This window comes from Amycolatopsis sp. NPDC004625 (genome assembly GCF_040609695.1).
Lineage (GTDB): Bacteria > Actinomycetota > Actinomycetes > Mycobacteriales > Pseudonocardiaceae > Amycolatopsis.
Map to the genome: position 1 here is coordinate 200,613 of NZ_JBEXKX010000012.1, position 24,519 is coordinate 225,131.

The following is a 24,519-nucleotide window of genomic DNA, read 5'->3' on the forward strand; positions in this document are numbered from 1 at the left end:
CGCAACGAGTGTGGCTCTTTGCATTCGATGGTAGACGTAACTTGCGATGTGTCAAACACGAGTCATCACGACGAAGTCAGCGCCGAGGGTGACGAAAATGGGCGGGGTGCGGCGTGGGCCGACGGTACGAGGATGAGCCGCTTTTCGACAGCTGGGAATCGACTGCGCCCGAGCACCTGACTTCGCCGCTCCCGCAGCGCTCCTACGCCGAGCAACAGCAGCTCACCCTCGAACTGCTCAAACTGGACACCTTCGCCGAGCGGTTGACGTACTTGTTCGACCACCGGTCGACCTACTACGCACTCGAGGGCGAAGCCGTCGTCGATCCCGACGAGATCGCCCGCCTGGCCACCGACGAGACGCCCGGGTTCCGGAACTTCGTTGCGCGGGTGCCGCTGGTGGCGCGATGGGTTCAGGCCCGCAGCAGGGTCCCCCTGACTAAACAGGCCCTTCACAACTTCAAGGGCGGGGTCCGGGAAAACACCCGCCCGTCCATCAACCGGGCATTGGCCGCGTTCTGGCGAATCCACCAGGATTTGCTCGACCCCCACGTTGCGGCCGCGGAGTTCGCGCTGCCCTATGACGAGACCGACCGCCGAGCCCACGAGCTGATGACCGAGTTCGGCGGGGTCGGCGTCGACGCCCGCACGATCACCAGCTACCTGGACGGAGCCCACGAAGCGGACAAGCAGCAGTTGCTGAAGGTGTTGGATCGGATCGCCCAGACCGCCCGCGACGCCGGCCACGAGCGGCCCGGCTGACGGGTCCGACAACCGGGCCGTCCGTCATCACGTCCGGCTGCCGGCGGGGAACTGCGTCGGTCCCATCTTCTTCGCGAGCCGCTGCACCCGGCGGTCGCTCAGCGCCTCGCCGACAGCTGCCAGATAGGTCAGGCGTGTGCCGTCGTCGACGCGCAAGCGCTCGGTTTCCGGCCACCACGCCTCGCCATCCTCAGCATCGCCGGTGCCATCACGGGTGCGCTTCCCCGATGGGTGTGACAAGTGCGCGACGAGCGCGGCTATCGCGATCTCGATTTCGACGGCGGTGGCCATCGGTTCGATGTCGACGCCGTAGATGATGGTGAGGTCCCGCAGGTCGTGCCGTATCGCGCAGCGCGTCGCCGGGTCGATCATCTGGTCCAGAATCAGCAGTCCGTCCTCGATTTCGACCCGCTGCTGAGCCTGGGACAGTGGCGGCCGGCGGCGGCTGGCGAGCAGGATCCGTGCCTGCCGCCAGAGGCGCTCGATCGCGGCGTCCTGGCGTGCGCTGCGGCGCCGGTCGCGCCGGTCGAACACCGAGCGGGTCGCGGCGGCGAACAGCGAGCCCAGGACGAACAGCAGCAGCCCGGCGGCGTCGGTGAATACCCCGAAGTGACTGCCCCGGGGAAGGTGGTCCGGGTCGGCCAGGAGCCGGAGGGCGCCACCGAACCGCCAGCACAGCCCGACCAGCGACACCGCGATACCCAGTTGGGCCAGGGCTACGCCGCCGCGGACCGCGGTCACCTCACCCCTCGCCACCACGGTCAGCCCCAGCAGTAGCAGCGCCAGCCAGCCGATCACGTAACCGAGGTAGATCGCGCTGTAAAGCTGGGAAGGCGGTGCCGGATTCTTGGGCGAGGCGAACCAGGGCGTGTGCGCGCCGGCCAGTACATAGAGGGTGACCATCGCCGTGGCGCAGGTCAGAAAGATCGTGACCACGCCGGGCATGGGAAGGCGGAGCTGCCCAAGGGTGTGCAGGAACGCGGCAGAGAAGACCATCGCCAGCATCGCCAGCAGGTGGTGGACCACGATCGCGACGTTGTGCAGCCCGGTCAGGTGGTCGGCCCAGTCCAAGGTCATCGGGTTACCGGCCGCCATCGACAGGGCCATGCTCGCGATGCCGGCGGTCAGCAGGTGGCGGCTGAGGGTGTAGCCGACACCGCGGTTGACCAGCACCTTCCGGGCCGATTCGGCCACGCCTGCGGCTGCGGCGCCGTACCAGAGGACGGTGACCGCGTCAGGCATCGGCGGCCAGGTGGCGACGGGCGCCGAAGGCCGCGCGCAGGGCTGTGCGGCCTGGCGGGAGGTGGCGATCGCAGTGGCGTGCGGTCCCGGCCCGCACGTGCGCCTGCAGCAGGTCGGCGAACTGCTCGGCTTCGATCTCGCGGCGGTCGTCGATGCTGGTGCGGCGTCCGCAGACATAGTCGCCCGGGTGGCCCAGCAGCCAGTGCCCGACCTCGTGGAAGGCGATGTGGAACACGTGGGCCGGGACGGCGGCGGCCGCGACCCCGAGCCAGCACTGCGTCCGCATGCGCACCAGCAGCCCGCTGGTCCCGCCGCGCCCGCTCGGCATCCTCCCCAGGACCACGGTCATTCCCCGTTGCTTTCCGAGCGCGTTGAGAAACGCGCGTAGCTCGAACGGATACCGAATCGGCAGCGTGGCGATGAGGGTTTCGCAGCGCCGGATGAACTCCTGGTCTTTGTATCCTGTGTTGTTCAACGTTGTCCCCTGGATGTTGTGCCGATCCCGCCGGTCCCCGCCGGCCCCCTGGTCGACGCTGCCCCGATGGATCTTCATCGAAGCAGGTCAGAGCGTTGCCGCCATCTTGACGGACGCGATACACCTCAGACGCCCGGATACGCCCGCCGGATCCCGCAATGTTTGATGGCGGGGGCCATGCGGGGGTGTTTGCGGTCGTCCCGGGATCGATGCGGGTCCGCAAATTTCTCGCGCGGACCGCATTCTTGCCTGGTAGAGGGTTGATTCCGTGGTCTGCGGCCGACTAGTCAGGACGTCATGGTGCTGAATACGGGGGACGCGCCGACGCCCGGTGCCGACACTGAGCCGAGGGCGTTGGCACGGGGGTTCAACCATCTCGATCCCGCGATCGCCGAGAGGGCCTACGAGACGCTGGGGACGATCCGCCGAGGGTGTCCGGTCGCGCGCAGCGGTGAGCTGGAGGGGTTTGTGCTGGTCACTGGTTACGACGAGATCCGTGAGGTGGCGCAGGCGCCGGACCGGTTCAGCGCCTACGTCGACGGGCTGGGCGCGGCGGCGGTCGTCACCGAGATGCGGGAGGCCGTGGCGCCGATGTTCGAGACCGACGAGGAGCATCATCATCAGTGGCGACGGGCGCTGATGGACTTCTTCACACCGGCGGTCGCTGCGGCCCAGGAGCAGTACGTGCGTGCTATCTGCCGGGAGACACTGCAGGAGCTGATCCCTCGCGGTGCGGCGGACCTGGTCTGCAGCTACACCCAGCAGGTGCCGCCGTTGGTGATCGGACGGGTCCTTGGGCTGGCGGAGCTGGAGCGGGCGTGGCTCTCGGAGCATGTCCGGGCGCTCTACGACGCCGAGACGTTGACCGAGGCTCAGCAGGTCGGGCGGGTGTACGCGGACTTCCTGCTCGGACAGATCCGCGAACGCCGCAGTCATCCTGCTCGTGACCTGCTCTCGTGCATGGTCACTGCCGAGGCCGACGGGCACGCCGCTGGTGAGGACGAGCTGGTCAAGATGACCATGCTGATGGTCGCGGCCGGGCACCTGACTACCGCGGACTCCTGTGCCACCGCGATCCTGCAGCTCCTGGACGATTCCGCCCTGCGCGAGCGCGTGACGGGCGACGCGGGGCTGCTGGCGCCGTTCGTCGAGGAGCTGGTCCGCTGCGAGCCGGCCGTCGCGGCCACCGGCCGCACCGTCACCGCCGACACCCAGCTCGGCGGGATGCCCCTCTCAACCGGGGACCGGCTGCTGTTGGCGTGGGGCAGCGCCAACCGCGACGAACGGCACTTCGCCGACGGCGAAGTTTTCCGGCTCGACCGTGAACGCAGCCGGGCACCGCACCTGGGGTGGGGTGCAGGTGAGCACCGCTGCCTCGGCCGGCATCTGGCCCGTGTCGAACTGCGGGTCATGCTGGAGGAGCTGCTAAGCGCGCTTCCCGATTTCCGGCTTCAGCCGGACGCCACCGTGCGGCGCACCTTCGGGGTCATCCGCGGAGTGGCGGCGTTGCCGGTGCGGTGGAGCCGTCGCTAGGCGCGTCGTACGTGCGATACCACTCGGCGAGCTCCGTGCGGCCGCGCAGGGTCAGCAGCCGGTAGATCCTCGTCAGATCGCCCTCGATCGTCCGTGCCGAGTTGTGCAGGACGGCACCGATTTCCGGGTTCGACCTTCCTTCGCTGACCATGCGCGTGATCTGCCACTGCCGCTCGGTCAGCGACGGCGACGTGGGGTCGGTGTCGCCGAGCGCGAACGCCACGATCCGGTCGTCCCGCCACCGGCTTCCGGCCCGGCGGGCCGCCTCGAAAGCCTCCTCGCCGATGCGTTCGGTGATCGTGTCGATCGCGATGTCTCGGTGATGGCGCCAACCAGGCAGGCCGTTGAACCAGACGCCATGGCGCGCTTGCAGGCTGTCCGAGCCGCCGTACAGGTGCGCCGCGCCGACAAGATCGCCCGCCAGCACGCGTTTGCGGGCTTCTTCTTCCACGCCCCACGCGGGTCCCCACAGGTCGCCGAGTTTCACCTGCGCGCGCAGGGCGCTTCGGGCGCTGGCCTGCGGCTGCGAGCCTTCCGGCAGGCCGCGGGTCCATTCCGCCCAGGTGATCGCCCACTCCGCGCCGCGCGTGTGGGCCTCGTCCAGGCACCACTGCGACATGCGGTCGGCCTCCTCGACCGGACCGAGCAAGCCGGCAGTGAAGGCATGGAACAGCCCGGCCATGTAAGCCGAGCCGTGGGCGCCGACCGCGCGGAATCCTTCCCGGGCTGCCTCCAGCTTCGCGTATCCGCTGCGCAGCCCCAGAGCCAGCGTGTCGTAGGTGCCGTCGATGAACTGCACCGCGGGCGCGTTCTCCATGCCGATCTGCCGGGCGAGGTCGAGGCATTCGTCGCGGTGAGCTTTGCCGCGTTCGCGGGTGCCGAGTGCGATCCAGATCCAGCCGACCATCGCCAGCGCCGAGACCCGCACCGGCGACGGCGCCGCGGTGCGCGCCTGCAGGAGTTTTTCCACTTGGCGGCAGGCGGGGATTTCCGTGGCGAAAAAGTACGGCGCGCGGGTGCGCAGCAGGTCGACCATGATCGTCAGCCCGCGTTCCGCCTGCCCGTGGTCGGCGCACCAGCTCACGGCTGCGGTGATGTTGCCGGACTCGGCATTGATCTGGTTCAGCCAGGTCATCTCGTCCGGTCCGAACCAGTTTTCGGCCGCATCGCGCACCAGCTGCGCGGTCCACGCGCAGTGGCGTTCCTCGATCGTGTCCTGGTCGCCGAAGAGCCGCAGGCGTCGTCGGCCGTACTCGCGTAGGTAGTTGTGCTGGCGGTAGCGGCCGTCTGCGGACGCGCCGTCGATGATCGAGTGGGTGACCAGGTAGTCCAGCGTCGTGAGGATCTCCGCACGGTCGACGCACTCGTCGGCGCAGACTTCCTCGGCCGCTTCGAGGGTGAAGCCGCCGGTGAACGTCGTCAGGCGAGCCCACACCCGCTGCTGTACCTCGCTGCACAGCTTCCAGGACTCACCGATCGCCACGTCCAGGGCCAGGTGGTGGGCTTGGACTCCGCGGGTGCCCGGGGCGTATCGCAGTGACAGCCCGCCTTCCAGCCGTTCGAACACCACGGCCGGCGAGCGGCCGGTGCTCAGCTGGGCCGCGACGAGTTCCAGGATGAGTGGAATGCCGTCGGACCAGCGCACGAGCCGGACGATGGCCGACCAGTCCTCGTCGACGGTCAGCGGCCGCCCGGCCAGGGCTGCACGGTCCTGCAGCAACCGGACGGCGTCGCATTCCTCGGCCTGGACGCGGTCGGCGTCCTCCTCCGGGACGCGGAGGGGATTCAGGTGCACGATGCGCGCGCCGTGGATCTGCAGCCAGGCGCGGCTGGTCGCGACGATCTGCAGCTGCGGCGTCTGGTTGATCAGCAGGTCCACGAGTTCCTGGACGCACGCGAGCAGTTGTTCGCAGTTGTCGAGTACGAGCAGGACTCGTTGGTCGCGCAGGAACCCGATCAGTACGTCCAGCGGTTGGGCATCTGGCTGATGATTGGCGACACGTAAAACTGCGAGTAGCAAGTTGCAGATTCGTTCGAGGGTCGTTTCACTGTCCGCGTCGTCGCTCATTTCGGCGAGGCGAACGAAGGCCGCCGCGTCGTAGGCGTCGCGTCGCTGCCGGAATACTTCAGCGGCTAGTCGCGTTTTTCCCACTCCGCCACTGCCGGTCACTGTCACCAGGCGGGCGCCGTTGTCGATATAGCTCTCGACCTCGGTCACCTTGCGTGATTGGCCGACCAGCACCGTCGGATAGGCCACGCCCGGAGGACCGGCGCTCGGCGATGGTCTATGCGCCATGGCGCCAGGGGGTCACGCCGTTGATCACTCCGGCGCATCGCGCCGAGGTGCGCGACTCCGACATTGCCCCTCCCACCGCCGTCCCTGCTCGTCACAGGCATTACCCTGCGCCTGCTCCGTCCTCGCCGGCGAGCGCTGCGATCACCCCAGGCGTACCGCGCCCCGCGTCATGTTTCCTACCACGGGTAACACCGTGATCCTCAGGCATTCACCAGGGAACACTCAATCGGGTTAATCGTCAACAACCAGGCGGCCGCCAGGTGGCTACAGTCAGTAGTAGCGCCGATTTTCGGTCAATCGGCCGGAAAGCCACACGGCGGCAGCTCACGAAGAGCACCCAATAAGACACGCATGGCAACAACAGGCAGAGAAAGCGGCTTACCGTGCGTGCGCGCCCAGCCGGTTCGCGCAACGGTTGTTGACTTTTGCCAAGATCGAGTTATTGTTCGTTTCAGCAAGGCGGATCGTGCTCACGCCGGGGGAGGCGTGGCGCAGGCACGGTCGGCCGATATGTTGGGACGTACCCGTGCTCACACTATTTGCTGTATTCCACGTAAAGGCTCGCGGACCGCCGTAGCGATCTCGATCCGGCGATCACCTCCGACTTTGATCCTCGCCGGTCGCGCAGCGACCGGCGTGATGACCGGGCCCGCACGGCCGGTCCACACGTCCGAAGTCTCCGCTCAGCCCTCTTTCTGCGTATTCCCGGCTGCGGCACGAGGCCCGCCTCCCAGTACGCCCGTCACCGACGGATGTCGCACTGGACGGCTTTCCCTTTTATTCAAGGAGAAACCTCGATGCACAGCCGTCTTTGGCATGCCCTCGCCGCGACCGCGGCCCTCCTCGTCTCCACCGCGGCCACCGCCGGCGCGGCACCCAGTACGCCCGCCAGCGACACCACTGACCGCACTCCCATCACCGGGAGCATTCCCGCCTGGGCCACCCCGCACACGGAAGTCGCCCGCGCCAACAGGAACACCGTCCGGCACATCAAGGTCGCACTCGCGCTCCGTGACCAGGCCGGCGCCGAACGACTCGCCGCACAGCTGGCCACCCCGGGCAGCGCCGAACACGGCAAGTTCCTGTCCTCGAAGGAGTTCCTCGACCGATTCGCCGCCACCCAGGACACCGTCGACCAGGTATCGCGGTGGCTGGCCGCGCAGGGCCTGCACGTGACCGGGGTCAGCGCCAACTGGCACTTCGTCGACGCCGAAGCCCCCACCGCAGCGCTGGAAACCGCGTTCGGGACGCGGATCGCCGCGTTCCGCACTCGCATCGACGGCACGGTCCGCACCCTGACCGCTCCGGCGTCGCCGGTCACCGTTCCAGTTTCGCTGCGCGCCTCGATCACCGCCGTGCTCGGCCTGGACGACAGCGCCACCCTGCTCAAACCCCAGCACACCCACCCGGCCGCGGCGACGGCCGAGCAGCACTGCGCCCGCTGGTGGGGTGAACAGAACAACACCGACGTCCCGCAGAAGTACCCGGCCGGCTTCCAGTCCAACTCGCTCTGCGGCTACACCGGCACCCAGGTCCGCGCGATGTACAAGCTGAGCAACGGAAACACCGGCGCGGGCACGACCATCGGTGTCGTCGGCGCCTACAACTCCGACACCGTCGTGGCCGACACCAACCAGGCCGCCGCCCAGCTCGGCGTCCCGCCGCTGGCCGACGGACAGTACAGCGCAGTCCTGCCCCAGGGCGGGTTCACTGACGCAACCGAATGCGGCGCCGACGGCTGGAACGCCGAACAGACCCTCGACGTCCAAGCCTCCCACACAATCGCCCCAGCCGCGAAGATCCGCTACTACGCCGGGAAAACCTGCAAAGGCACCGGGATCTACGACGCGTTCAACCAGGCCGTCACCGACAACGCCGTGGACGTGATCAGCAACAGCTACGGCAACGCCGACGGCGAGCGCTCGCTACCGCAGGCGGCGCGAGACCAGTTCAACAGCATGGCGCTGCAGGCAGCGATCCAGGGCCAAACCATCACCGTGTCCACCGGCGACGCCGGCAACAACTCCGGCCCCATCGGACACGCGACCACCAGCTTCCCCTCCTCGAGCCCCTGGGTCGTGGCGGTCGGCGGGACCAGCGTCGGCCTGGACCAGAACAACCAGGCCACGGTGCTGACCGGGTGGGAGAACAGCGGCAACACCCAATCCGGCACCACCTGGGCGCCGCAGCGCGACGCCGACGGGCCGTTCGCCTCGGGCGCCGGCGGCGGACCTTCCGCGCTGTATGACGCGCCGGACTGGCAGAGCGGTGTCGTCTCCGGCGCGGGTGGGAAGCGGGCGGTGCCGGACATCGCGGCGCTGGCCGACTCCTACACCGGGATGCTGGTCGGGCAGACCATCAAAGGTCAGTTCGGGATCGGTTCCTACGGCGGCACCTCGCTGGCGTCACCGCTGATCGCAGGGCTCGTCGTCGACGCGCAGCAGGCCCGCTCCGGCAACGCCCGCGCCGGTCTGCTCACCCCCGTCCTGTACGGCCTGCGCGAGTCCGGCGCGATCGCTGACGTCACGCCACAACGGGCCGGGGTGTGGACGCCGATGATGCACGCCTTCGGCGGCGTCGCCGTCCCCGGCGGGCAGGGCAGCTACCTGATCGACTTCGACGCCCGCCCGCAGAACCTGCAAAGCGGTCCCGGCTGGGACCCCGTCACCGGCCTCGGCACACCCGCCGACGGGTTCATCGGCGCACTTTCCCAGTAACCACAGCCTTTCTTCGCGGTGGGCCCGCTCGACGGCGGGCGGGCCCGTTGCGGCCTCTATCGACTCCAGGAAGGACAGTTCCATGTCCGAACTGCCACAGCCGGCACCGAACAAGTGGCGAGCGCTCGCGCTCTGGCTGGCCGGGATCGCCATGGCTGGCACCGCCGGAGCGCTGCTCGCACCGTCGCAGCCTGCGCCCAACGCTGCTCGCGGGGCCGAGCCGGTCGAGCTCGGTGTCGAACTGCAGGCCCCGGTCGTGGCGGCCCGCGCGGTCCCGAATCCGGCTGTGCTGCCCGAGGCCAGCACCTTCGGCACCATCCCGGCCGCTCCGCAGGACACGACAGCCGAGGAGGTCCCTGACGGGCAGGTCGTTCACCCCACCGAGCCGGTGCCGGTGTTCGACCAGCCCGGCGGGCCGGCCATCGCCGTCCTGCCGACGACGCAGCTCGGGTCCGACACGTGGGTTCCGGTGATCGCCGAGGAACCGGGCTGGGTACAGGTGCTGCTCCCGTCCAAGCCCAACGGCTCCACCGGCTGGCTGTCCACCCAGGACAGCACACTCACGACCCGGTCGACGACCGACCGGATCGTCATCGATCGGGCCGCGTTCCGACTGACGCTCTACCGCGACCACCAGCAGATCGGCACCTGGAGCGTCGGCGTCGGCACCGCAGCGGCACCAACCCCGGCCGGGCGGACGTTCGTCCTCGCCTCGATGACCGACACGAAGCAGAAGTTCAGCCCGGTGATCTTCCCGCTCGGGATCCACTCGGCGACCTTCTCCACCTACGGCGGCGGGCCCGGCACCACGGGCATCCACGGCTGGCCCACGGCCGACGTGTTCGGCCGACCGTCCAGCGACGGATGCATCCGCGTCCCCGCCGAAGCCCTGACCACCTTCACCAACCCCGTCGACCCGGTGCCCATCGGCACCCCGGTCCTTATCCGCTAACCCAACCACGCCACCACTTCTGGAGAGATCTGCCATGAACACCACTCGCACCGCACTCGCCGCCGCCGGAGCCGGCGCGCTCCTCGTCGGCACCCTCACCACGCTCACCTCCAGCTGCACCCCGGCGACCGCCGCGCCGCCCGCCCTCGCGGCAGCCGCGGCGGCGTCGACAGCGACCGGGATTTCCGTCTCCGGCGGCGAACACCTCCTCGCCCAGCCGAGCGTGTCCAGCAGCAGCGCGATCAAGTCCGCCGGCGGGTCGGTGTCCAGTCCCAGCCGTGCCGTGGTGGCCAGCGGCATCAGTCTGCAGGCCGGCGCGGGCTTCGCCGAGGCCCGCGTCGCGTCGGTGCGGGTCGGCGGGACCACGGTCGGGCCGTTCGCCGCGACCTGCCGCAACGGCGCCATCACCACCAGCGCACCCAAGAGCGGCAGCGGCAACATCACAGTCTCCCCCGGCGGCCACGGCACGGCCGGGGTCATCACCGTCACCACCAGCACCGCACCCACCCGCACGAACGAGTCCGGGGCACCGAACAAGCCGACCTCAGGCACGGCGATCACGGTGACGGTGGCGACGGTCAGCTGCAGCGCCGGAACCACACCGCCTACGGACAACCTGCCCACCGGCACCCGCCCCGCACCGACGCACAAACCCAGCGCACCCGGGAGCTCCCGACCGGATGTGCCGGGCCAGCGACACCAGCAAGGCGACAACCCGGGTGACCAGACCGCACCCAAGCCGCAGCCCAAGCCCGGACACGTCGCCGTCACCGGCTGACCACCATCAGGCCGCGCGGGCCCGCAGACCTCAATCCCTCCGTCGCGGGCCCGCGCACCCCATTCGTTCCCATGTCCCCGCCGGGCGGCCCTCCCCACGCCCGCACAACTCAACCGATCCCACTCGCCCACCAGGGGAGATTCCCATGTCCACGCTCGTTTTCAGCCACCCCGGCAACAACCAGCTCGACCTCACGTCATCCGAAGACGTCCGGGCCGTGCACTTCGTCGGCTCGCTACCCGCCGCCATGACCGGCGACCACAGGCAGATGATGCAGTGGTTCCTCGACCACGCCCCCAACACGACGGCTCTGACCGGGCTGCCGTGCGACCCGGACCCGCGGTGGGTCATCGACTGGCTCGACGGCCTCGCCACCATCGACGCGCTCGAACCCGTCCGCACCGGCCACTCCGCCGACTACGACGACATGCCGACCTACCGTCTCAAGCACGGCCACTGGCTGGAATCCGACGATCTGTCCCTCGGCCGCGCCGCCCACACCGCCGCCGTCATGGCCGCCCGCGCCCAGCTGCACGACGACCGCGACTTCCCACCGCACCAGGTGTCGATCCCGAACCCCTACGACTTGGCGCTGTTCACCTTCGGCAGCCCCGCCGCCGCGGTCACGCACCTACCGGTATTCCGCCAGGCCGTGCTCGACGACGTCCACACCATCCACCAGTGGTACGGCAACCAGGTCGTCTTCCAGCTCGAGACACCCGCCGTCCTCGCGACGCTAGACCGCACCCCGCGGCCACTCTGGCCTGCCGCGGTGCGGGCGCTGGCCAAGCAGGTTACGCGCGTTCTCATCGACGGCCCGCGCGAGGCGACCTGGCGGATCCACCTCTGCCACGGCGACCTCGGCCACCAGCCGCTATTCGCCCTGACCGACCTCGTTCCCGCCGTGCAGTTCCTCAACGCCCTGCACAAGCAGCTCCACCGGCTGCGGATCCCGATGCCGGCCGTACACATCCCGATGTGCACCGGCACCCAAGCGCCCCCGACGGACCCGCGGTTCTACCGCGCCCTGCGACACCTGCGCCGCGACATCGACGTCATCGCCGGCCTCGTCGACGAAACCCACCCCAAGGACTCCCACGTCGCGCTCGGGCTGGTCGAGACCGAACTCGACCGGCCCGTACTCGCGGTCGCCGCCGCCTGCGGCCACGGACGCCGGCTCGTCCCCGACGCCGTCGCCAACGCCGCACTCGCATGCGAACTCGCCCACCACACCACCGACACCCCGGCCCGCTGAACCCACCGAAAGGACCGCCGAGATGCACACCACGACCACACCGACGCCGTCCGCCGCCGGCCAGCTTGCCGACGAAGGCGAGACGCTCACCCCGATCCTCCGCACCGGGATCGTGCCCACCCGCGCACTCTCCGGGGGCCGGATGCACCTGCCCGGCGCCACCACTCTCGCCCCGCAACTCCACGACACCACCGAAACCGCGATCGCGATCATCAGCGGCCACGTCGCCGTCCTCTCTGGCAACACCATGCAACCGTTCCACCCGCAGGCCGGGGACATCATCTACATTCCGCCGACGCTGCCGTATGCGGTGGTCAACCTCAGCAACAACGCCTCCGTCCTCGCGCTGATCTTCCGCACCGACCCCGCCTTCGACACCGACATCCACCGCATACCCGAACTCGACCCTGTCGCCCGCGACCAGATCCCCGACCTGCGCCGCGCCCACCACAAGGCACTACTCACCCGGCGCAGCGGCCGCGCCCGCCGAGCCTGACTCCGCTCTCACCCTCCGTCCAACACCACGCCACCCGCCGATCAGTCCTATTCGGCGCCCTCCCCGTCACCTGGCGTGCCACACGACCGGCTCGATCAGGAAGACGTCATGCGCACCTGGATCACCGACACCACCCGCGACCTACTCGACGACCCGCCACCCGGCGGACCGCTCACGCTCGACGAAATCACCGCTTGCGCCGGAATCAAGACCCATCACCTCCGCGCCTACTACTCCTCGGTCGACGCCATCATCACCGACCACACCGACACCTCGGCACGCCCTAGCCAGGTCGGGCGGTGCTAACGATGCGCTGGCGAAACCTGCACCTCCGCGGCGTCGGCGCCGCGCTCGGCGAGATCGTCGCCGTCGACGACCTCGAGTCCAGCCGGACACTGCACGGCGCGACCAGCCAGCGCGCCGTGTCGATCGCCGGCGACAGCACCGGCATGGATCTCGCCGTCCGCGCCGGCCGAAACGCCCTCGCCAGCATGGCCATGACCACCACCGACCCACTGCCCATTCCCGACCTGCACTTCCACGCCGCGATCTGGCGCGGCAGCCGCGGCATCGACTTCTGGTCCCGCGCCGCCTACGTCCGCACCCGCCTCGGCCTGCCCGCCGGCCGCGGCATCGCCACCGAACTCAACGCCATGAGCAACAGCCTCGTCGGCGGCATCGACATCTCCGCCCGCGTCCTCGCCGGCAGCCCCGACCTCGACACCGTCCTGCTCACCGGCGGCGAAACCTTCGGCCCACCCGCCTTCGACCACCTCACCGCCGACCACGGCATCGCCTACGGCGACGGCGGCTCCGCCCTCATCCTCGGCCGCCAACCCGGCCTCGCACACATCCTCGCCACCAGCTCCTACACCGACCCCACCCTTGAACAACTCCACCGCGGCAACCACCACTTCGCCCCCGCCGGCACCACCGAACACGGCATCGAACGCATCCACGAACGCAAACGCCAATACACCGACCTCGTCGGCGCCGACTCCGTCACCCGCCGCAACCACGACGGCGTCCGAGCCGTCATCGACGAAGTACTCCGCGACGCCGAGCTCGACCTCGGCCAGCTGCGCTGGGTGCTGCTGCCGCACTACGGACGACACCTGCTCGACGCCCACTGCCTCCAACCGCTCGGCATCACCGCCGACCGCACTCTGTGCCACGCCGGCGACCAGTGGGGCCACATCGGCCCCAACGACCAGATCATCGGCTTGACCCACCTGGTTACCCGCGGCGTCGTCAGTCCAGGCGACTGTGTCGCGCTGCTCGGCATCGGCATCGGGATGACTTGGACCGCCGCCATCCTCCGCATCGACACCGCGGCACCATGCCTCGCTGCTCTCGCCCCGCCGCTGCGCTGGCCCTGGCGCGCCCGAGCTGACTTGCCGAGCTGACCAGCGCCTTAGCCCCGCCGCGCCGAGCTCCCAAGGACTCCCATGCCAGACGCCTACCTCCCGTCACGCCTCGACCAGGCACTGTTCGGCCCACCGTTCATCGTCATCGACACCGACAACACCGCGCACACGATCACCCAACGCCTCGACGATGCCGCCCATGTCCTCAACGCCGACAATGCGGCACGCGCGATCGTCGGCACCCTCCAGCGGCCTCTGCTCGCCATCGATATCGACCCCGCCGACACCGGCTCCGGTGCCGACGCTGGCGACGTGGTCACCGAACAGCTGTTCCTCTGGGCCGACCGCTATGGGCTGCCCTGGCTGCGCCGCGACTCCGGACGCCCCGGCCACACCCACCTCATCATCAGGACACCGCCGTGCCTGCGCGAAGAGCTCCAGCTCGTCGTCCGCACAGTCGCCAGCCAGCAGAACGTCTCCGCTACCGTCCGCTCCACCCTCCGGCTCACCTCCTCTCCGCACCGGCACGGGCTGGCCAGCCCCGTCCTGGGCTGCACGCTCAAGACGGCCGATGTAGATACGCCCGTCATATCCACAACAACGCATACAGCGCGACCCGCGGGCACGCGACGCGGCTCCGGCCACAGCAGATCCGAATCCGAATACGGCCACGCCCTCGCCCTTGCCCGCGCCGGCCACAGCACCGCGCACGCCTGGACATTCGCCAACCTCAGCGGCACCAAAGCCCGCGAGATCGGCGAGAAAGCATGGCGGCGCTGGTTCTGGGCACCCGCCACCACCATCGTCGCCGCCGAACGTGGCCTCACCGAGCAGCAGGCATGGGATCTCTTCCACCAGGCTTCTCCCGCCCAGGCCGCCCACATCGGGAGGGACGTGTGGCGCCGCAACCGCTGGTTACCCGCCCTCCGCGAGGCAGCGGAAACTCGGCCGCGGCGCAAACGCCTCGGACCGCACCACGCCACCGGCCGCGTACGTGGACCCTCACCTTGCCGACTCCGGCAGGTGCAGGCGGCCCTTCACGCCGCCGTAGACCGACATCTGGCACAGAAATTCGGCTCCGAAGGACGCAACGACACGATCGCCGGCGTACGAGTCAGCAGCCTGCGTGCTGCCCTCGACGCATTCGCGCACGCCGCACTCACAACCAACGGCTCGATCTCCGTACGCCACTGGGCCGAGCGAGCAGGCCTCGACCCCAAGACCGTCCGCCGAGCCCGCGACGCCGCACTCAAACTCGGCATCCTCAAACGCGTGCGCCGCTACACGGGAGGTGAAACAGACTGCGACGCTTTCACAACAATCGAACTTCCGAAGCCCGGAACCAACAGGGAACTAACTTCCCCCACTTTGTACACCCCCAGTCTTGGGCGGGCGGACATCCTTAGGATGCGGTCCCAGAACAGGGACGACAGACGCCAGCGACTGATATCGCTCCACAGCGCCTGGAAGACCGTTGCGGTCAACCAGTCATTCAATAACCCTGATTGCCACCTCAGACCTGACCTGAAATCGGTTGCCCCCGTGTTCAAAGCACCCAGTTCCCCTTCGCGTCTGCCATCTGCTGGGAAACCGAGCTGCACCTTGCGACCAACTGCAGTGTCACGATTACAACCGAGTGTTTACGACGGTTTCATCCCAGTAAGCAGGATCTCGACCGTAGTTCGGCGTGGCAAACGCACGCTCCCAAGCCGCGTCGGGCACGAGAATCTCCCGCCACGTGGCCACCTCGGTATAGAGGACGTGCAGGGAGTTGAGCGCGCCCTCGTGCAATGCGGGCCGTCGGTAGACACCGCATCACTGGGCACGGCGCCCTCGAAGTTGCGCCAGAGCCGCTCGCGCGGTCGCTTCGACGCACACGTTCGTTTGCAAGCCGGCAACGACGAGTCGCCGCACGTTGAGGTTGTGGAGCAGCGGATCGAGCTCGGTGTAGTCGAAGAAGCTGGCCCGCGTCTTTTCCAACACGACCTCGCCGGGCTGAGGCGCGACCGCGTCCATGATCTGCCGCTTCCACTCCCGTTCGGTCTTGCCCACCTCAGGAATGATGTGCCCTCGGTGAGCCAGCAACCGCGCGATGCGTGGATTCTCTCCGAGGGCCCCAGTCGCGCTGGCGGTCGATCGGGAGTAAATGACCGGCAGCCCCTGGACCCGGGCAGCCGCCAGCAGCTCGGTGCAGGCGGCGATCGTTTCCTCTAGCCGCCAAATAGGCGGCCAGCCCAACGCGTCTCGGACACCGTCGTCCGCGACGTACGAGTTCTGCATGTCGATCATCAACAGCGCGGTAATCCCCATCACTTGACTCTCCTCAACGAAAGCTGCCCGGCCGACGATGATTTGACCACCTCGAACGTCCAACGGATCGCGTCCTGAGTCGATTCCAGCATTCGTTGGAGAGTCCAGCTACCTGGCGATGCCCGAACGATGGCAGTACTGCCTTACGTCGGCATCGGTGTTCGCCTGCGTCCCACGCCGACGTAACGAAGCCCCGCGTCGGCAACGACCGCGGGGTCGAGCGCGTTGCGGGTGTCGAAGACCAGCTCGCCGGTCATCAGCGTTGCTACGGTCGTCCAGTTCACCCAGCGGTATTCGGGCCATTCGGTTAGGAGCACCAGAGCATCCGTGCTGGCTGCCGCGGCATGGACGGTAGGGGCGACACGCAGCTTTGGGATCGTGTCCGTGATCGCGGGGTCGTGTGCGGTGACGTGTGCTCCGTGCTCGATGAGTGTTTGCACGACGTGCATCGCCGGGGAGTTCCGGAGGTCGTCGGTGCTGCTTTGAAGGTCAAGCCGAGGAGCGCAACACGTGTTCCAGCAAGCTCGCAGCCAAGTTCTTCCCTCAGCCGCTGGATCGTTGGTTCGAGATGGTGCTGGTTGCTGCTGATAGTCGCGTCCAGGATCGGGAACGGCACGCCGACGTCGTGGGCCTGCTGGACAAGTGCGCGAGCGTCTTTCGGCAGACACGGGCCGCCCCAGCCTGGGCCGGGCTTGAGGTAGTCCCCGCCGATGCGGGGGTCGGCGGCGAGGATGTAGGCGAGGTCGCTGTGGTCGGCATCGAAGGCCTCGCATAGTTCCGCGATGGAGTTGTTGTACGACAGTCTTGTTGCCAGGTAGCAGTTCGCCGCGTACTTGACTAGCCCTGCCGTGGCCGGGTCGGTGATGATCACTTCGGTGCGGATACCGTCGTAAAGCGCTGCGACGCGTTTGGCTGCCGCGCTGTCGTCGGATCCGATGACGATGCGGGTGGGATGGAGGAAGTCATAGACGGCGTGGCCTTCGCGGAGGAATTCTGGGTTCGCCACGACCGCGGTGTCGTCGCGTGGCAGCCAGGACCCGATCGTGGCCGTTGTCCCGACCGGTGTGGTGGATTTCGTGACCACCACGGCTCCAGCCGGCAGTAGGTCGCGGATACGCATGACCGTGTCGCGGATCGCAGTGAGGTCAACCGATCCGTCGAGCGCCGACGGCGTGGGGAGGCACAGCATGACTAAGCTGGCCTCGGTGACCGCCTGGTCGGGGGCTAAAGCGAACTTGAGCCGGTTGGCGTCGAGTCCTTCGCGCAGCAGCGAATCGATGCCGGGTTCGGCAACGTGGCTGCGGCCCGCGCGCAGCGCTGCGACGGTGGGCCCGTCGAGATCGATGCACGTGACGGTGTGCCCGAGTGACGCCAGGCAGGCTCCGGTGGTGAGCCCGACGTAGCCACTTCCGATGACGGTGATGCGTTCAACAATCTCCATGGGAAAGCCCTTCCCTTCGCGTTCGTGGGCACGACGTCGACGTGTGTCGATGCCTTAGGCCGTCGGACTGCGGCGCGTCCTAGTCGGGCAAACCCCTGTGGTATCTGGCGTCGACGGCAACAGAGGCTTGTTTCCGTTGCTGCTGAACCACGGCGCAGGTTCTGCCGGCGGGTCGCTGATCGATTGCTTGGAGCCACTGCACGGCGACCGCGGCGGCTTGGACGAGTTCGCCACGGATGCGGTCCGGCTCCTCCTCGGCGAGTGCTTCGGCCACTTCTTCGAGCAGGATGTGCCGCCAGGTCATGCGGCCTTCGGCAGCGGCGCGTTCGCATTCGGCGCACATTTGCTCGGCGAAGGCCCGCCACTCCGCGCCGGTGCCGTCGGCGAGGTGATGCTGGATGCCATGGGCGGCGTGCTGGGCTTCTCGTTCGGCAGTGACGTCGCCCAGCACGCGCGCCAGGCCAGTGTGCGCGTCGATAGGCTGATCGGAGTGCCGGCCGGTGCTCATGGAATCACCAGCGGCTCAGGCCAGGGACGTACGTGGGGCCACGGGTGCCGATAGCCGTTGCGGTGCAAGTAGCGCGCGGTGAGGTGGTGGTGGAACTCGCAGTAGTGCCGCAGGGCATCCGCGGTGCAGCTCACGGCGGCACCGGCTCGTCCGGCTTCGGTGTTGTAAACCTGTCGTGCTTGGTCGATCTGCTCGCTCGTGAGCCGCCCGAAGGTCATCGCGGTGCTGATGATCACCGCAAGACGAGCTGCACCCGAAGACCGTCGCAGTGCCTTGATGGTGGATATTCCGCCACACCTCGCTCGCGCCCACGGTGCGGCCGCGCGGACATACCCGGCTTCCGATCGCTCAAGTCCGCCGACGCGTCTCCACCGATGGCGACACGAACTGCCGGGTGACGCCGGATGCTGGGGAGGTTCCTCGCCAGCACGCCTCCGCAACCCGGATACCAGCGCGTCACCCGTCTCGGTGATCTCCAGCGCCGGACGTTATTGTGGCCGCCGAACGCCCTCTTGTTGGTTGCTGAGGTGATCGGTCCGGCACGCCCCCCGACCGTCCCGATCATCGCCAGTCCTGGCTCGGCGGCACAACGCCCCCCGATGTGCCGTCGAGCCCTAACCCCTCGTCTACGGCAGTGTCACGCGAATCGCGGCGTAATTGAGCGCCGCTGGTGGTCGGCCACCGCGGTCGCGATGTCTCACGACAAGCTCCTGCGCGCCGAGCGGCCGGCCTTTACTGCAAGGCGTTACTCGACGATCGATTCCCGCTCATTCCCTTGGCCCTCATCGCCTGAACTCCGCGCTTCCGACCTGGGCACACGGCGGACCAGTGCGGCGCATGGCGATCCGGGCACGGAACGACTGCGCGACCGGGCCGTCCGGCAACGGAGCCGTCCACCGGTACGACGGCGCCCGCGCCACCACGGCCGCCACCAACGTGCGACCGAAGCCCCGGCACCGGTACTCGGCGGCGACGTGGACATAGTCAAGGGTCGCGATTCGGCACCTCCCGCACGGGCTCGCCGTCACCGAGCCGACCTCCACGCCCTCGAGCCGAAGCTCGACCCGGCCGGCCAGCCTTCCGGCGGCCGGCGGATGAGCGACCAAGACGAGGCCGCCGGTCGGCGCCGCGTCGGGCGCGTGCTGGACCGTGACGTCGAGGAGCGCCCACTCGGCGAGGCGCCGAGCATCCGGCTCGCACGCCTCCGGCCCACGGCACACCTCGCACAGCCACCCGTGCAATCGGTAACGGTGACCTCACCCTATCTGATCACTCGTTTGGGACGGCGCAACGAATAATGCAGGTTCGAATACCGACGCTGCACCAGTAGCCGGCAACCTCGCCCGCGTCGTGACGCCGCCGCAGCGTACGGCGCTCAGCTCCGTACCCACTGTCACCGATCAGGATCTTGACCAGCGGCCTTCGACGTGCTCGATCAGCTCGCGTTCTAGAGGCGTCAGTGGTTCCGGAGTGTCCGCGGGTGGCATGGTCATAGAATCGGTGAGCAGTCATACGCGTTACTGTCCGGTGAGCCCGGTGGCGCTGATGTAGACCGCGCGCCGCCACAGTCAGCCAGTTACTGCCGGGGCCTGCTCGGGCCGCTCTGGCGAAGGAATTCTGTCGTTGGCTGGTCGTAGCGGTTCAGGGTCGCCGAGCGATAGTCCTCTGGTGACCGAGAGTGTGGATCCGACGCCGACGGGGACGGCGAGTGACCGTGACGTGCCGACAGGCCGGCCGGTGTTGCGGCCGATCCCGCGGTGGGTGGTGGTGGCTGGCGTTCCAGTGATGGTCCTTGTCGCCGCCGCAGCGGCGTGGCTGCTGCTGGGATACGGCGCCAATCGCGATCAACTCGACGCGATCCGGACCGCCGGCACAATTGGCGTCGGCTTCGGCGGCGTCGTGGCGCTGTGGCTGGCCGTCCGGCGGCAGCGGTCCACCGAACTCGATCTGCTCCAGAAGTACGAAGCTCACCAGCTGGCCGAACGCATTGCAGCGCAGAACGCCAATGCCGCAGACCGCGCGGCCGCTCACGCCGAGCACGACGCACGCGAGCGCCGACTCACCGACCTGTACCTCAAGGCTGTCGAGCAGCTCGGCTCCGATAAGGCCGCCGTCCGGCACGGAGGGCTCTACGCTCTCGAAAGAGTTGCCCAGAACAACCCTGAGCAGCGGCAGACTGTTGTCGACGTCATCTGCGCCTACCTGCGCGGTCCCTACACCCTGCCCCGAAGTTCCGGGCAGACCCAACGGCTCAGCGGGATGCGACGCCCGCTGATCACCACGCAAGCCAAACGACGCGAGGTGAAGATAGTGCAATCTACGACCGTGCCAGCGAAGTCCGTGGCGTCGACTACCGAAGCGCAGGAGCGCGAAGTCCGCCTCACCGCCCAGCGTCTTCTCGCTAGACACCTCAACCCGGGAGACGACCCGGAGCACCCGGTCGACACTTTCTGGGACGACGTCGGCCGAGTTGACCTCACCGGCGCCACCCTCATCGACTTTGACTTCAATGGTTGTCGAATCAAGGCTGCGGAGTTCAGCGAGGCGACCTTCGTCGGGGACGCTTGGTTTAACAACGCCGGCTTCGCCGGATTTGCCGGCTTCAGCGGGGCGATCTTCGCCGGGAACGCCTGGTTTGACAAGGCGAGCTTTGGCGAGATCACCGAGTTCGGCGTGGCACGGTTTCAACGCGATGCCTGGTTCGATAACGCTGCCTTCGCCAGCAATGCCGTCTTCGATAAGGCGAGTTTCGCCGGAGGCGCCTGGTTCGGCGAGGCGACCTTCGCCGGGACCGCCGGGTTCGCCCAGGCGAAATTCTCAACCGAAGTGGAGTTCAGAGGGGCGCGTTTCGCCGGGGGCGCTTGGTTCAGCAGGGCAAACTTCGCCGGGTTTGCCGGTTTCAGCGCGACGAACTTCGCCGGGAACGCCTGGTTTGACAAGACGAGCTTCAACGGTGAAGTCTGGTTCGACGAGGCAAGTTTTGCCGCGGACGCCAGCTTCGGCGAAGCAAGCTTCGCCTGGGACGCAGAGTTCAGCGGTGCAGGCTTCGGCGGGTACGTCCAGATCGGCGGCACTAATTTCGCGCGCGGCACTCCGGCTAGTCTCCATGCCTATGTCAAACTCGATGACATTGACGCGACAAGCGCAGACTAACCGCATCTTGAGATGACGCCAAACTCTGGAGCCGCCGACGCGAGCCCGTAGTGAGCGCCGCGGACCGGTCCGTACGCCCTGCAGTCGGCAGTGCGAATACCCCCGTCGGCTGCCCGCGCCTCGCCAAATGCGCTCCTCCGCCTGCTACGGCGGAGGAGCACCCCCAGCACAAAGTTGACGTCGGACCTTTCGCGCCGTGTCGTCAACACATTCAGAATCAGGAAACGCCGTCCAGGGGCTACCTCTCGTGCCGGATTTTTGCGACGGTGGTCGGATCTTGTGTTCATCAGGCGAGGAGAGGACGGGCGATGGCGGCGGATCGAGGATCGGGATCACGGCACCACCTGATCGTGGTCGCAGACATCGAGGGCTTCGGGGACCCGCGCCGGACTGGCGAGCATCTGCCAGCGGTACGCGACGGGCTCGACGCGGTCATGCGGACGGCGTTCACCGCAGCCGGGGTGGTGTGGGAGGACTGCTACCGGGAGATGCGCGGGGATGCAGTGGTCGTACTCGTATCAGCTGCGACAGACAAAAATCGGTTCGTGGAAACAGTACTGCCGGTATTGGTGATTCGGCTGCGCGTGCACAACGACACCTACCCAGAAGCGCAGCGGCTGCGGCTGCGGGTCGCGCTGCACGCCGGCGAGGTCCGCTACGACACCCATGGCATCTCTTCCGCCGCGCTGATCCGGACGTTCCGGCTGTGCGACGCCCAACCGCTGAAAGCGGCACTGGCCGGGTCACCGGGAGTACTGGCGGTGATCGCCTCCGACGGGCTGTTCGACGACGTCATCCGCCACACCCCGGCCGCTGCCCCCGCCACATGGCGGCCTGTCCCGGTCACAGTGAAAGAAGCCGACACCACCGGATGGATCACCCTGCCCGACCACCCCTACACACCTGACCCCACGTTGCGCGGCGGCGGCCGGCAGGGCGTCGGACATCCCCGCCTCGGCTCGAAGTCGAGCTCGGGCGGGTTGGTGCCGCGACAGCTACCCGCCGCTGTGCGGGACTTCACCGGCCGCGCCGAGCACCTGGCCGCCCTCGACGCGCTGGCCCCGCCCGAGCCCGACCACCATGACCGCGAGCGGCACCCCGGCCAAGGCAGGCTCGGCGGACCGGAGACCCACTCGGTGGTAATCACTGCGGTGGACGGTGCCGGAGGCATCGGCAAGACCACCCTCGCGCTGCACTGGGCCCACCGCAACCAAGACCGGTTCCCCGACGGGACGCTGCATGTGAACCTGCGCGGCTACGGCCCCGCCACTCCCGCCACCGCTGGGGAGGCACTGAGCGGGTTCCTGCGCGCCGTCGGCGTGGCTGCCCGTGCGATCCCAGCCGAGGTAGAGGAGCAGTCAGCGCTGCTGCGGTCGCTGCTGGCGGGCAGACGGATGCTGATGGTCCTGGACAACGCCCGCAGCGCTGAGCAGGTCCGGCCCCTGCTACCTGGCACCCCCGGCTGCATGGTCCTCGTGACCAGCCGCGACAGTCTCACCGGGCTGGTCGTCACCGACGCCGCCCACCGCCTCACCCTCGACCTGCTCGACCCGCCGGAAGCCCTCGACCTGGTCACCGGCATCCTCGGCGCCAGGCGTGCCGCGGCCGAACCCGACGCCGTTGACGACCTCATCCGCCAGTGCGCGCGTCTACCGCTGGCGCTGCGGATCGCGGCCACTCGCGCCGCCGCCCACCCCCGTCAGAGCGTCGCCGACATAGTCGCCGACCTCACCGACGAACGCACTCGCCTCGACGTCCTGAGCGAAACCGGCGACGAACGCGCCGCCGTCCGCGCCGTCTTCGACTGGTCCTACGAGCAACTGCCACCCGAGCACGCACTGCTGTTCCGCCGCCTCGGCCTGCACCCCGGCCCGGACCTGACTCTGTCCGCCGCCGCCGCGCTTGCTCAACAATCCCCCTCCGACACCCGCCCGTTGCTGGCCGCGCTGGCCGGCGCACATTTGATTGAACCCGGCGCGAGCGGGCGGTACCGGTTTCACGACCTGCTGCGCGCCTACGCCGCCGACCAAGCCCGCCACCACGACACCCTCGATGAGCGCCACCAGGCCCTCGAATCCCTCCTCACCTGGTACACCCACACTGCCCGTACCGCCGACGGCCACCTTTTTCCCATGGCTTTGCCGTTCCCCGCGGTGGTGATCGGACCCGATCACCCACACCAAATCGTCGGCGCCGACGAGGCATGGACCTGGCTCACCAGCGAACGCTTCAACATCCTGGCCGTACTCCAGCACGCAGCGGACCACAAACTCAACCACCACACCATTCCCCTCGCCTACGCCTGCCGTGGCCTCCACTCCGCGGGCAGCCCACAAGAAGCAATCAATGCCTGCGGCCTCGGAATCGCGGCCGCCCAGCAATCCGGAAATCACTCCCTAGAAGCGCTCCTCCTGAACTCCCGGGGAGAAATGGAGACCTATTTCGGCGCATGGATCCAGGCGCAGGAAGATTTCGATCGCACAGCATCCCTAGCCGATCAACTCGACGACAGCACACTTCGAGCGTGGACCTTCAACGATCGCGGGCTGCTGTTGCTGCATCGGGGACAGTTCGACGAGGCGCTGCGGTGGCTCGACAGGGCCCTGCCGCTGAGCCGGGGCGTTGACACCGGACGAATGGAGGCGGTGGTGGAAGGCAATCTCTGCGAGGCATACACCGGCCTCGGCCGCTACGAACTCGCCCGCGAACATGGCGAACGTGGCCTGCGACTGCGACGGCAGGCCGGAGACCGCGTCGGCGAAGCATGCGCGCTGACACATCTCGCCCGCGCCTGGCATGGACTGTGTAACTCTAAGCAGGCGATCCGGATGTGCAGAGAAGCGATTGCAATCGGCCGCCGCATACCTCAAAGCCGCAACGAGACCGTCGCAGAGCCGCTAGACGCCCTCGCCACTTGTCTAAACCATCTCGGCCGCACCGACGATGCGATAGCTTGCTGGCTGGAAGCCGCGTCCATCTTCGACGACACCGGCTATCCCCACCGCGCCGCCGAATTACGCCAGCGTACCCACGACACCGACAGCACGCCCTGAGGGATGTCTCGTAACCCGGTGTCGGGCTTGCGGGCTGCTAGTTGATCATGTTGGTGTGGTTCAGGTGATCACAGCGTCCCGGCCGGAGTGGATTGCCCCGTTCACCGGGCTCGAACCAGACCAGTTCCGCAAGCTCGTACGGCTGGTCGCCAAACGGGGCGGCGACGAGATCGCGGACGGAC

Annotated in this window: 20 protein-coding genes and 2 pseudogenes; 12 read left to right on the forward strand and 10 right to left on the reverse strand. The window is 68.2% G+C overall.

The window, feature by feature from the left end; translation table 11 throughout:
- Positions 1–113: 113 nt before the first annotated feature.
- The gene (locus ABZW17_RS16640) at positions 114–761 is read left to right on the forward strand and encodes a hypothetical protein (protein ID WP_354814152.1); all 648 of its coding nucleotides are present in this window, start codon (positions 114–116) and stop codon (positions 759–761) included.
- Between the two features lie 27 nt (positions 762–788).
- On the opposite strand, the gene ABZW17_RS16645 is transcribed toward ABZW17_RS16640, so the two are convergent.
- Together ABZW17_RS16645 and ABZW17_RS16650 are read right to left on the reverse strand one after the other, a co-directional pair.
- Positions 789–2,003, reverse strand: coding sequence for a hypothetical protein (locus ABZW17_RS16645; RefSeq protein WP_354814154.1), 1,215 nt, complete (start codon positions 2,001–2,003; stop codon positions 789–791).
- A complete protein-coding gene (locus tag ABZW17_RS16650; RefSeq protein WP_354814156.1) occupies positions 1,996–2,556 on the reverse strand; it encodes a hypothetical protein in 561 nt (186 codons plus the stop codon). Before ABZW17_RS16650 ends, ABZW17_RS16645 begins: the two co-directional genes overlap by 8 nt.
- A 219-nt stretch (positions 2,557–2,775) precedes the next feature.
- Here ABZW17_RS16650 and ABZW17_RS16655 point away from each other — a divergent pair, with 219 nt between their 5' ends.
- On the forward strand, positions 2,776–4,011 hold the full coding sequence (locus ABZW17_RS16655) for a cytochrome P450 (protein WP_354814158.1): 1,236 nt from the start codon (positions 2,776–2,778) through the stop codon (positions 4,009–4,011).
- Here the strand turns inward: ABZW17_RS16655 and ABZW17_RS16660 are convergent.
- The gene (locus ABZW17_RS16660; RefSeq protein WP_354814160.1) at positions 3,965–6,268 is read right to left on the reverse strand and encodes an NB-ARC domain-containing protein; all 2,304 of its coding nucleotides are present in this window, start codon (positions 6,266–6,268) and stop codon (positions 3,965–3,967) included. The two genes, ABZW17_RS16655 and ABZW17_RS16660, sit on opposite strands and share 47 nt — an antisense overlap.
- An 836-nt stretch (positions 6,269–7,104) precedes the next feature.
- Here ABZW17_RS16660 and ABZW17_RS16665 point away from each other — a divergent pair.
- The 7 genes from ABZW17_RS16665 (at position 7,105) to ABZW17_RS16695 (ending at position 13,911) form a co-directional block, all read left to right on the forward strand.
- Positions 7,105–9,024 (forward strand): S53 family serine peptidase, encoded by a 1,920-nt coding sequence (locus tag ABZW17_RS16665; protein ID WP_354814162.1) that lies wholly within the window; start codon positions 7,105–7,107, stop codon positions 9,022–9,024.
- A gap of 82 nt (positions 9,025–9,106) precedes the next feature.
- A complete protein-coding gene (locus ABZW17_RS16670; protein ID WP_354814164.1) occupies positions 9,107–9,976 on the forward strand; it encodes a L,D-transpeptidase in 870 nt (289 codons plus the stop codon).
- Between the two features lie 34 nt (positions 9,977–10,010).
- Positions 10,011–10,754 (forward strand): hypothetical protein, encoded by a 744-nt coding sequence (locus ABZW17_RS16675; protein WP_354814166.1) that lies wholly within the window; start codon positions 10,011–10,013, stop codon positions 10,752–10,754.
- A gap of 145 nt (positions 10,755–10,899) precedes the next feature.
- Positions 10,900–12,009, forward strand: coding sequence for a hypothetical protein (locus ABZW17_RS16680; RefSeq protein WP_354814168.1), 1,110 nt, complete (start codon positions 10,900–10,902; stop codon positions 12,007–12,009).
- A 22-nt stretch (positions 12,010–12,031) separates the two neighbouring features.
- A complete protein-coding gene (locus ABZW17_RS16685; RefSeq protein ID WP_354814170.1) occupies positions 12,032–12,505 on the forward strand; it encodes a hypothetical protein in 474 nt (157 codons plus the stop codon).
- 108 nt (positions 12,506–12,613) lie between these two features.
- Positions 12,614–12,811 carry a hypothetical protein gene (locus ABZW17_RS16690; protein WP_354814172.1) on the forward strand — a complete coding sequence of 66 codons (198 nt, stop codon included), beginning with the start codon at positions 12,614–12,616 and terminating at the stop codon, positions 12,809–12,811.
- Positions 12,812–12,813: 2 nt separating this feature from the next.
- A complete protein-coding gene (locus tag ABZW17_RS16695) occupies positions 12,814–13,911 on the forward strand; it encodes a 3-oxoacyl-[acyl-carrier-protein] synthase III C-terminal domain-containing protein (RefSeq protein WP_354814174.1) in 1,098 nt (365 codons plus the stop codon).
- Positions 13,912–13,974: 63 nt separating this feature from the next.
- Here ABZW17_RS16695 and ABZW17_RS16700 read toward each other — a convergent pair whose 3' ends face one another.
- The 7 genes and pseudogenes from ABZW17_RS16700 to ABZW17_RS16730 form a co-directional block, all read right to left on the reverse strand.
- Complete coding sequence (locus ABZW17_RS16700) at positions 13,975–14,727, reverse strand: hypothetical protein (protein ID WP_354814176.1); 753 nt, start codon at positions 14,725–14,727, stop codon at positions 13,975–13,977.
- Positions 14,728–15,687: 960 nt separating this feature from the next.
- Positions 15,688–16,182 carry an isochorismatase family cysteine hydrolase gene (locus tag ABZW17_RS16705; protein WP_354814194.1) on the reverse strand — a complete coding sequence of 165 codons (495 nt, stop codon included), beginning with the start codon at positions 16,180–16,182 and terminating at the stop codon, positions 15,688–15,690.
- Positions 16,183–16,325: 143 nt separating this feature from the next.
- Positions 16,326–16,631 (reverse strand): UDP-glucose/GDP-mannose dehydrogenase family protein, encoded by a 306-nt coding sequence (locus ABZW17_RS16710; RefSeq protein WP_354814177.1) that lies wholly within the window; start codon positions 16,629–16,631, stop codon positions 16,326–16,328.
- Positions 16,632–16,720: 89 nt separating this feature from the next.
- Positions 16,721–17,623, reverse strand: a pseudogene (locus ABZW17_RS16715) (nucleotide sugar dehydrogenase); the annotation flags it as partial.
- Between the two features lie 79 nt (positions 17,624–17,702).
- Positions 17,703–18,131: a hypothetical protein gene (locus ABZW17_RS16720; protein WP_354814178.1), complete on the reverse strand. Its 429-nt coding sequence runs from the start codon at positions 18,129–18,131 to the stop codon at positions 17,703–17,705.
- Positions 18,128–18,367: a hypothetical protein gene (locus ABZW17_RS16725; protein WP_354814180.1), complete on the reverse strand. Its 240-nt coding sequence runs from the start codon at positions 18,365–18,367 to the stop codon at positions 18,128–18,130. Before ABZW17_RS16725 ends, ABZW17_RS16720 begins: the two co-directional genes overlap by 4 nt.
- Before the next feature lie 546 nt (positions 18,368–18,913).
- Entirely contained in the window at positions 18,914–19,351 is a 438-nt protein-coding gene (locus ABZW17_RS16730) for a GNAT family N-acetyltransferase (protein ID WP_354814195.1), read from the reverse strand.
- Positions 19,352–19,799: 448 nt separating this feature from the next.
- Between ABZW17_RS16730 and ABZW17_RS16735 the strand changes: the two genes are divergently transcribed.
- The 3 genes and pseudogenes from ABZW17_RS16735 to ABZW17_RS16745 all read left to right on the forward strand — a co-directional run.
- Positions 19,800–21,284 (forward strand): pentapeptide repeat-containing protein, encoded by a 1,485-nt coding sequence (locus ABZW17_RS16735; RefSeq protein ID WP_354814182.1) that lies wholly within the window; start codon positions 19,800–19,802, stop codon positions 21,282–21,284.
- A 350-nt stretch (positions 21,285–21,634) separates the two neighbouring features.
- Entirely contained in the window at positions 21,635–24,337 is a 2,703-nt protein-coding gene (locus ABZW17_RS16740; RefSeq protein WP_354814184.1) for a tetratricopeptide repeat protein, read from the forward strand.
- Between the two features lie 55 nt (positions 24,338–24,392).
- Positions 24,393–24,519, forward strand: a pseudogene (locus ABZW17_RS16745) (IS5/IS1182 family transposase); the annotation flags it as partial.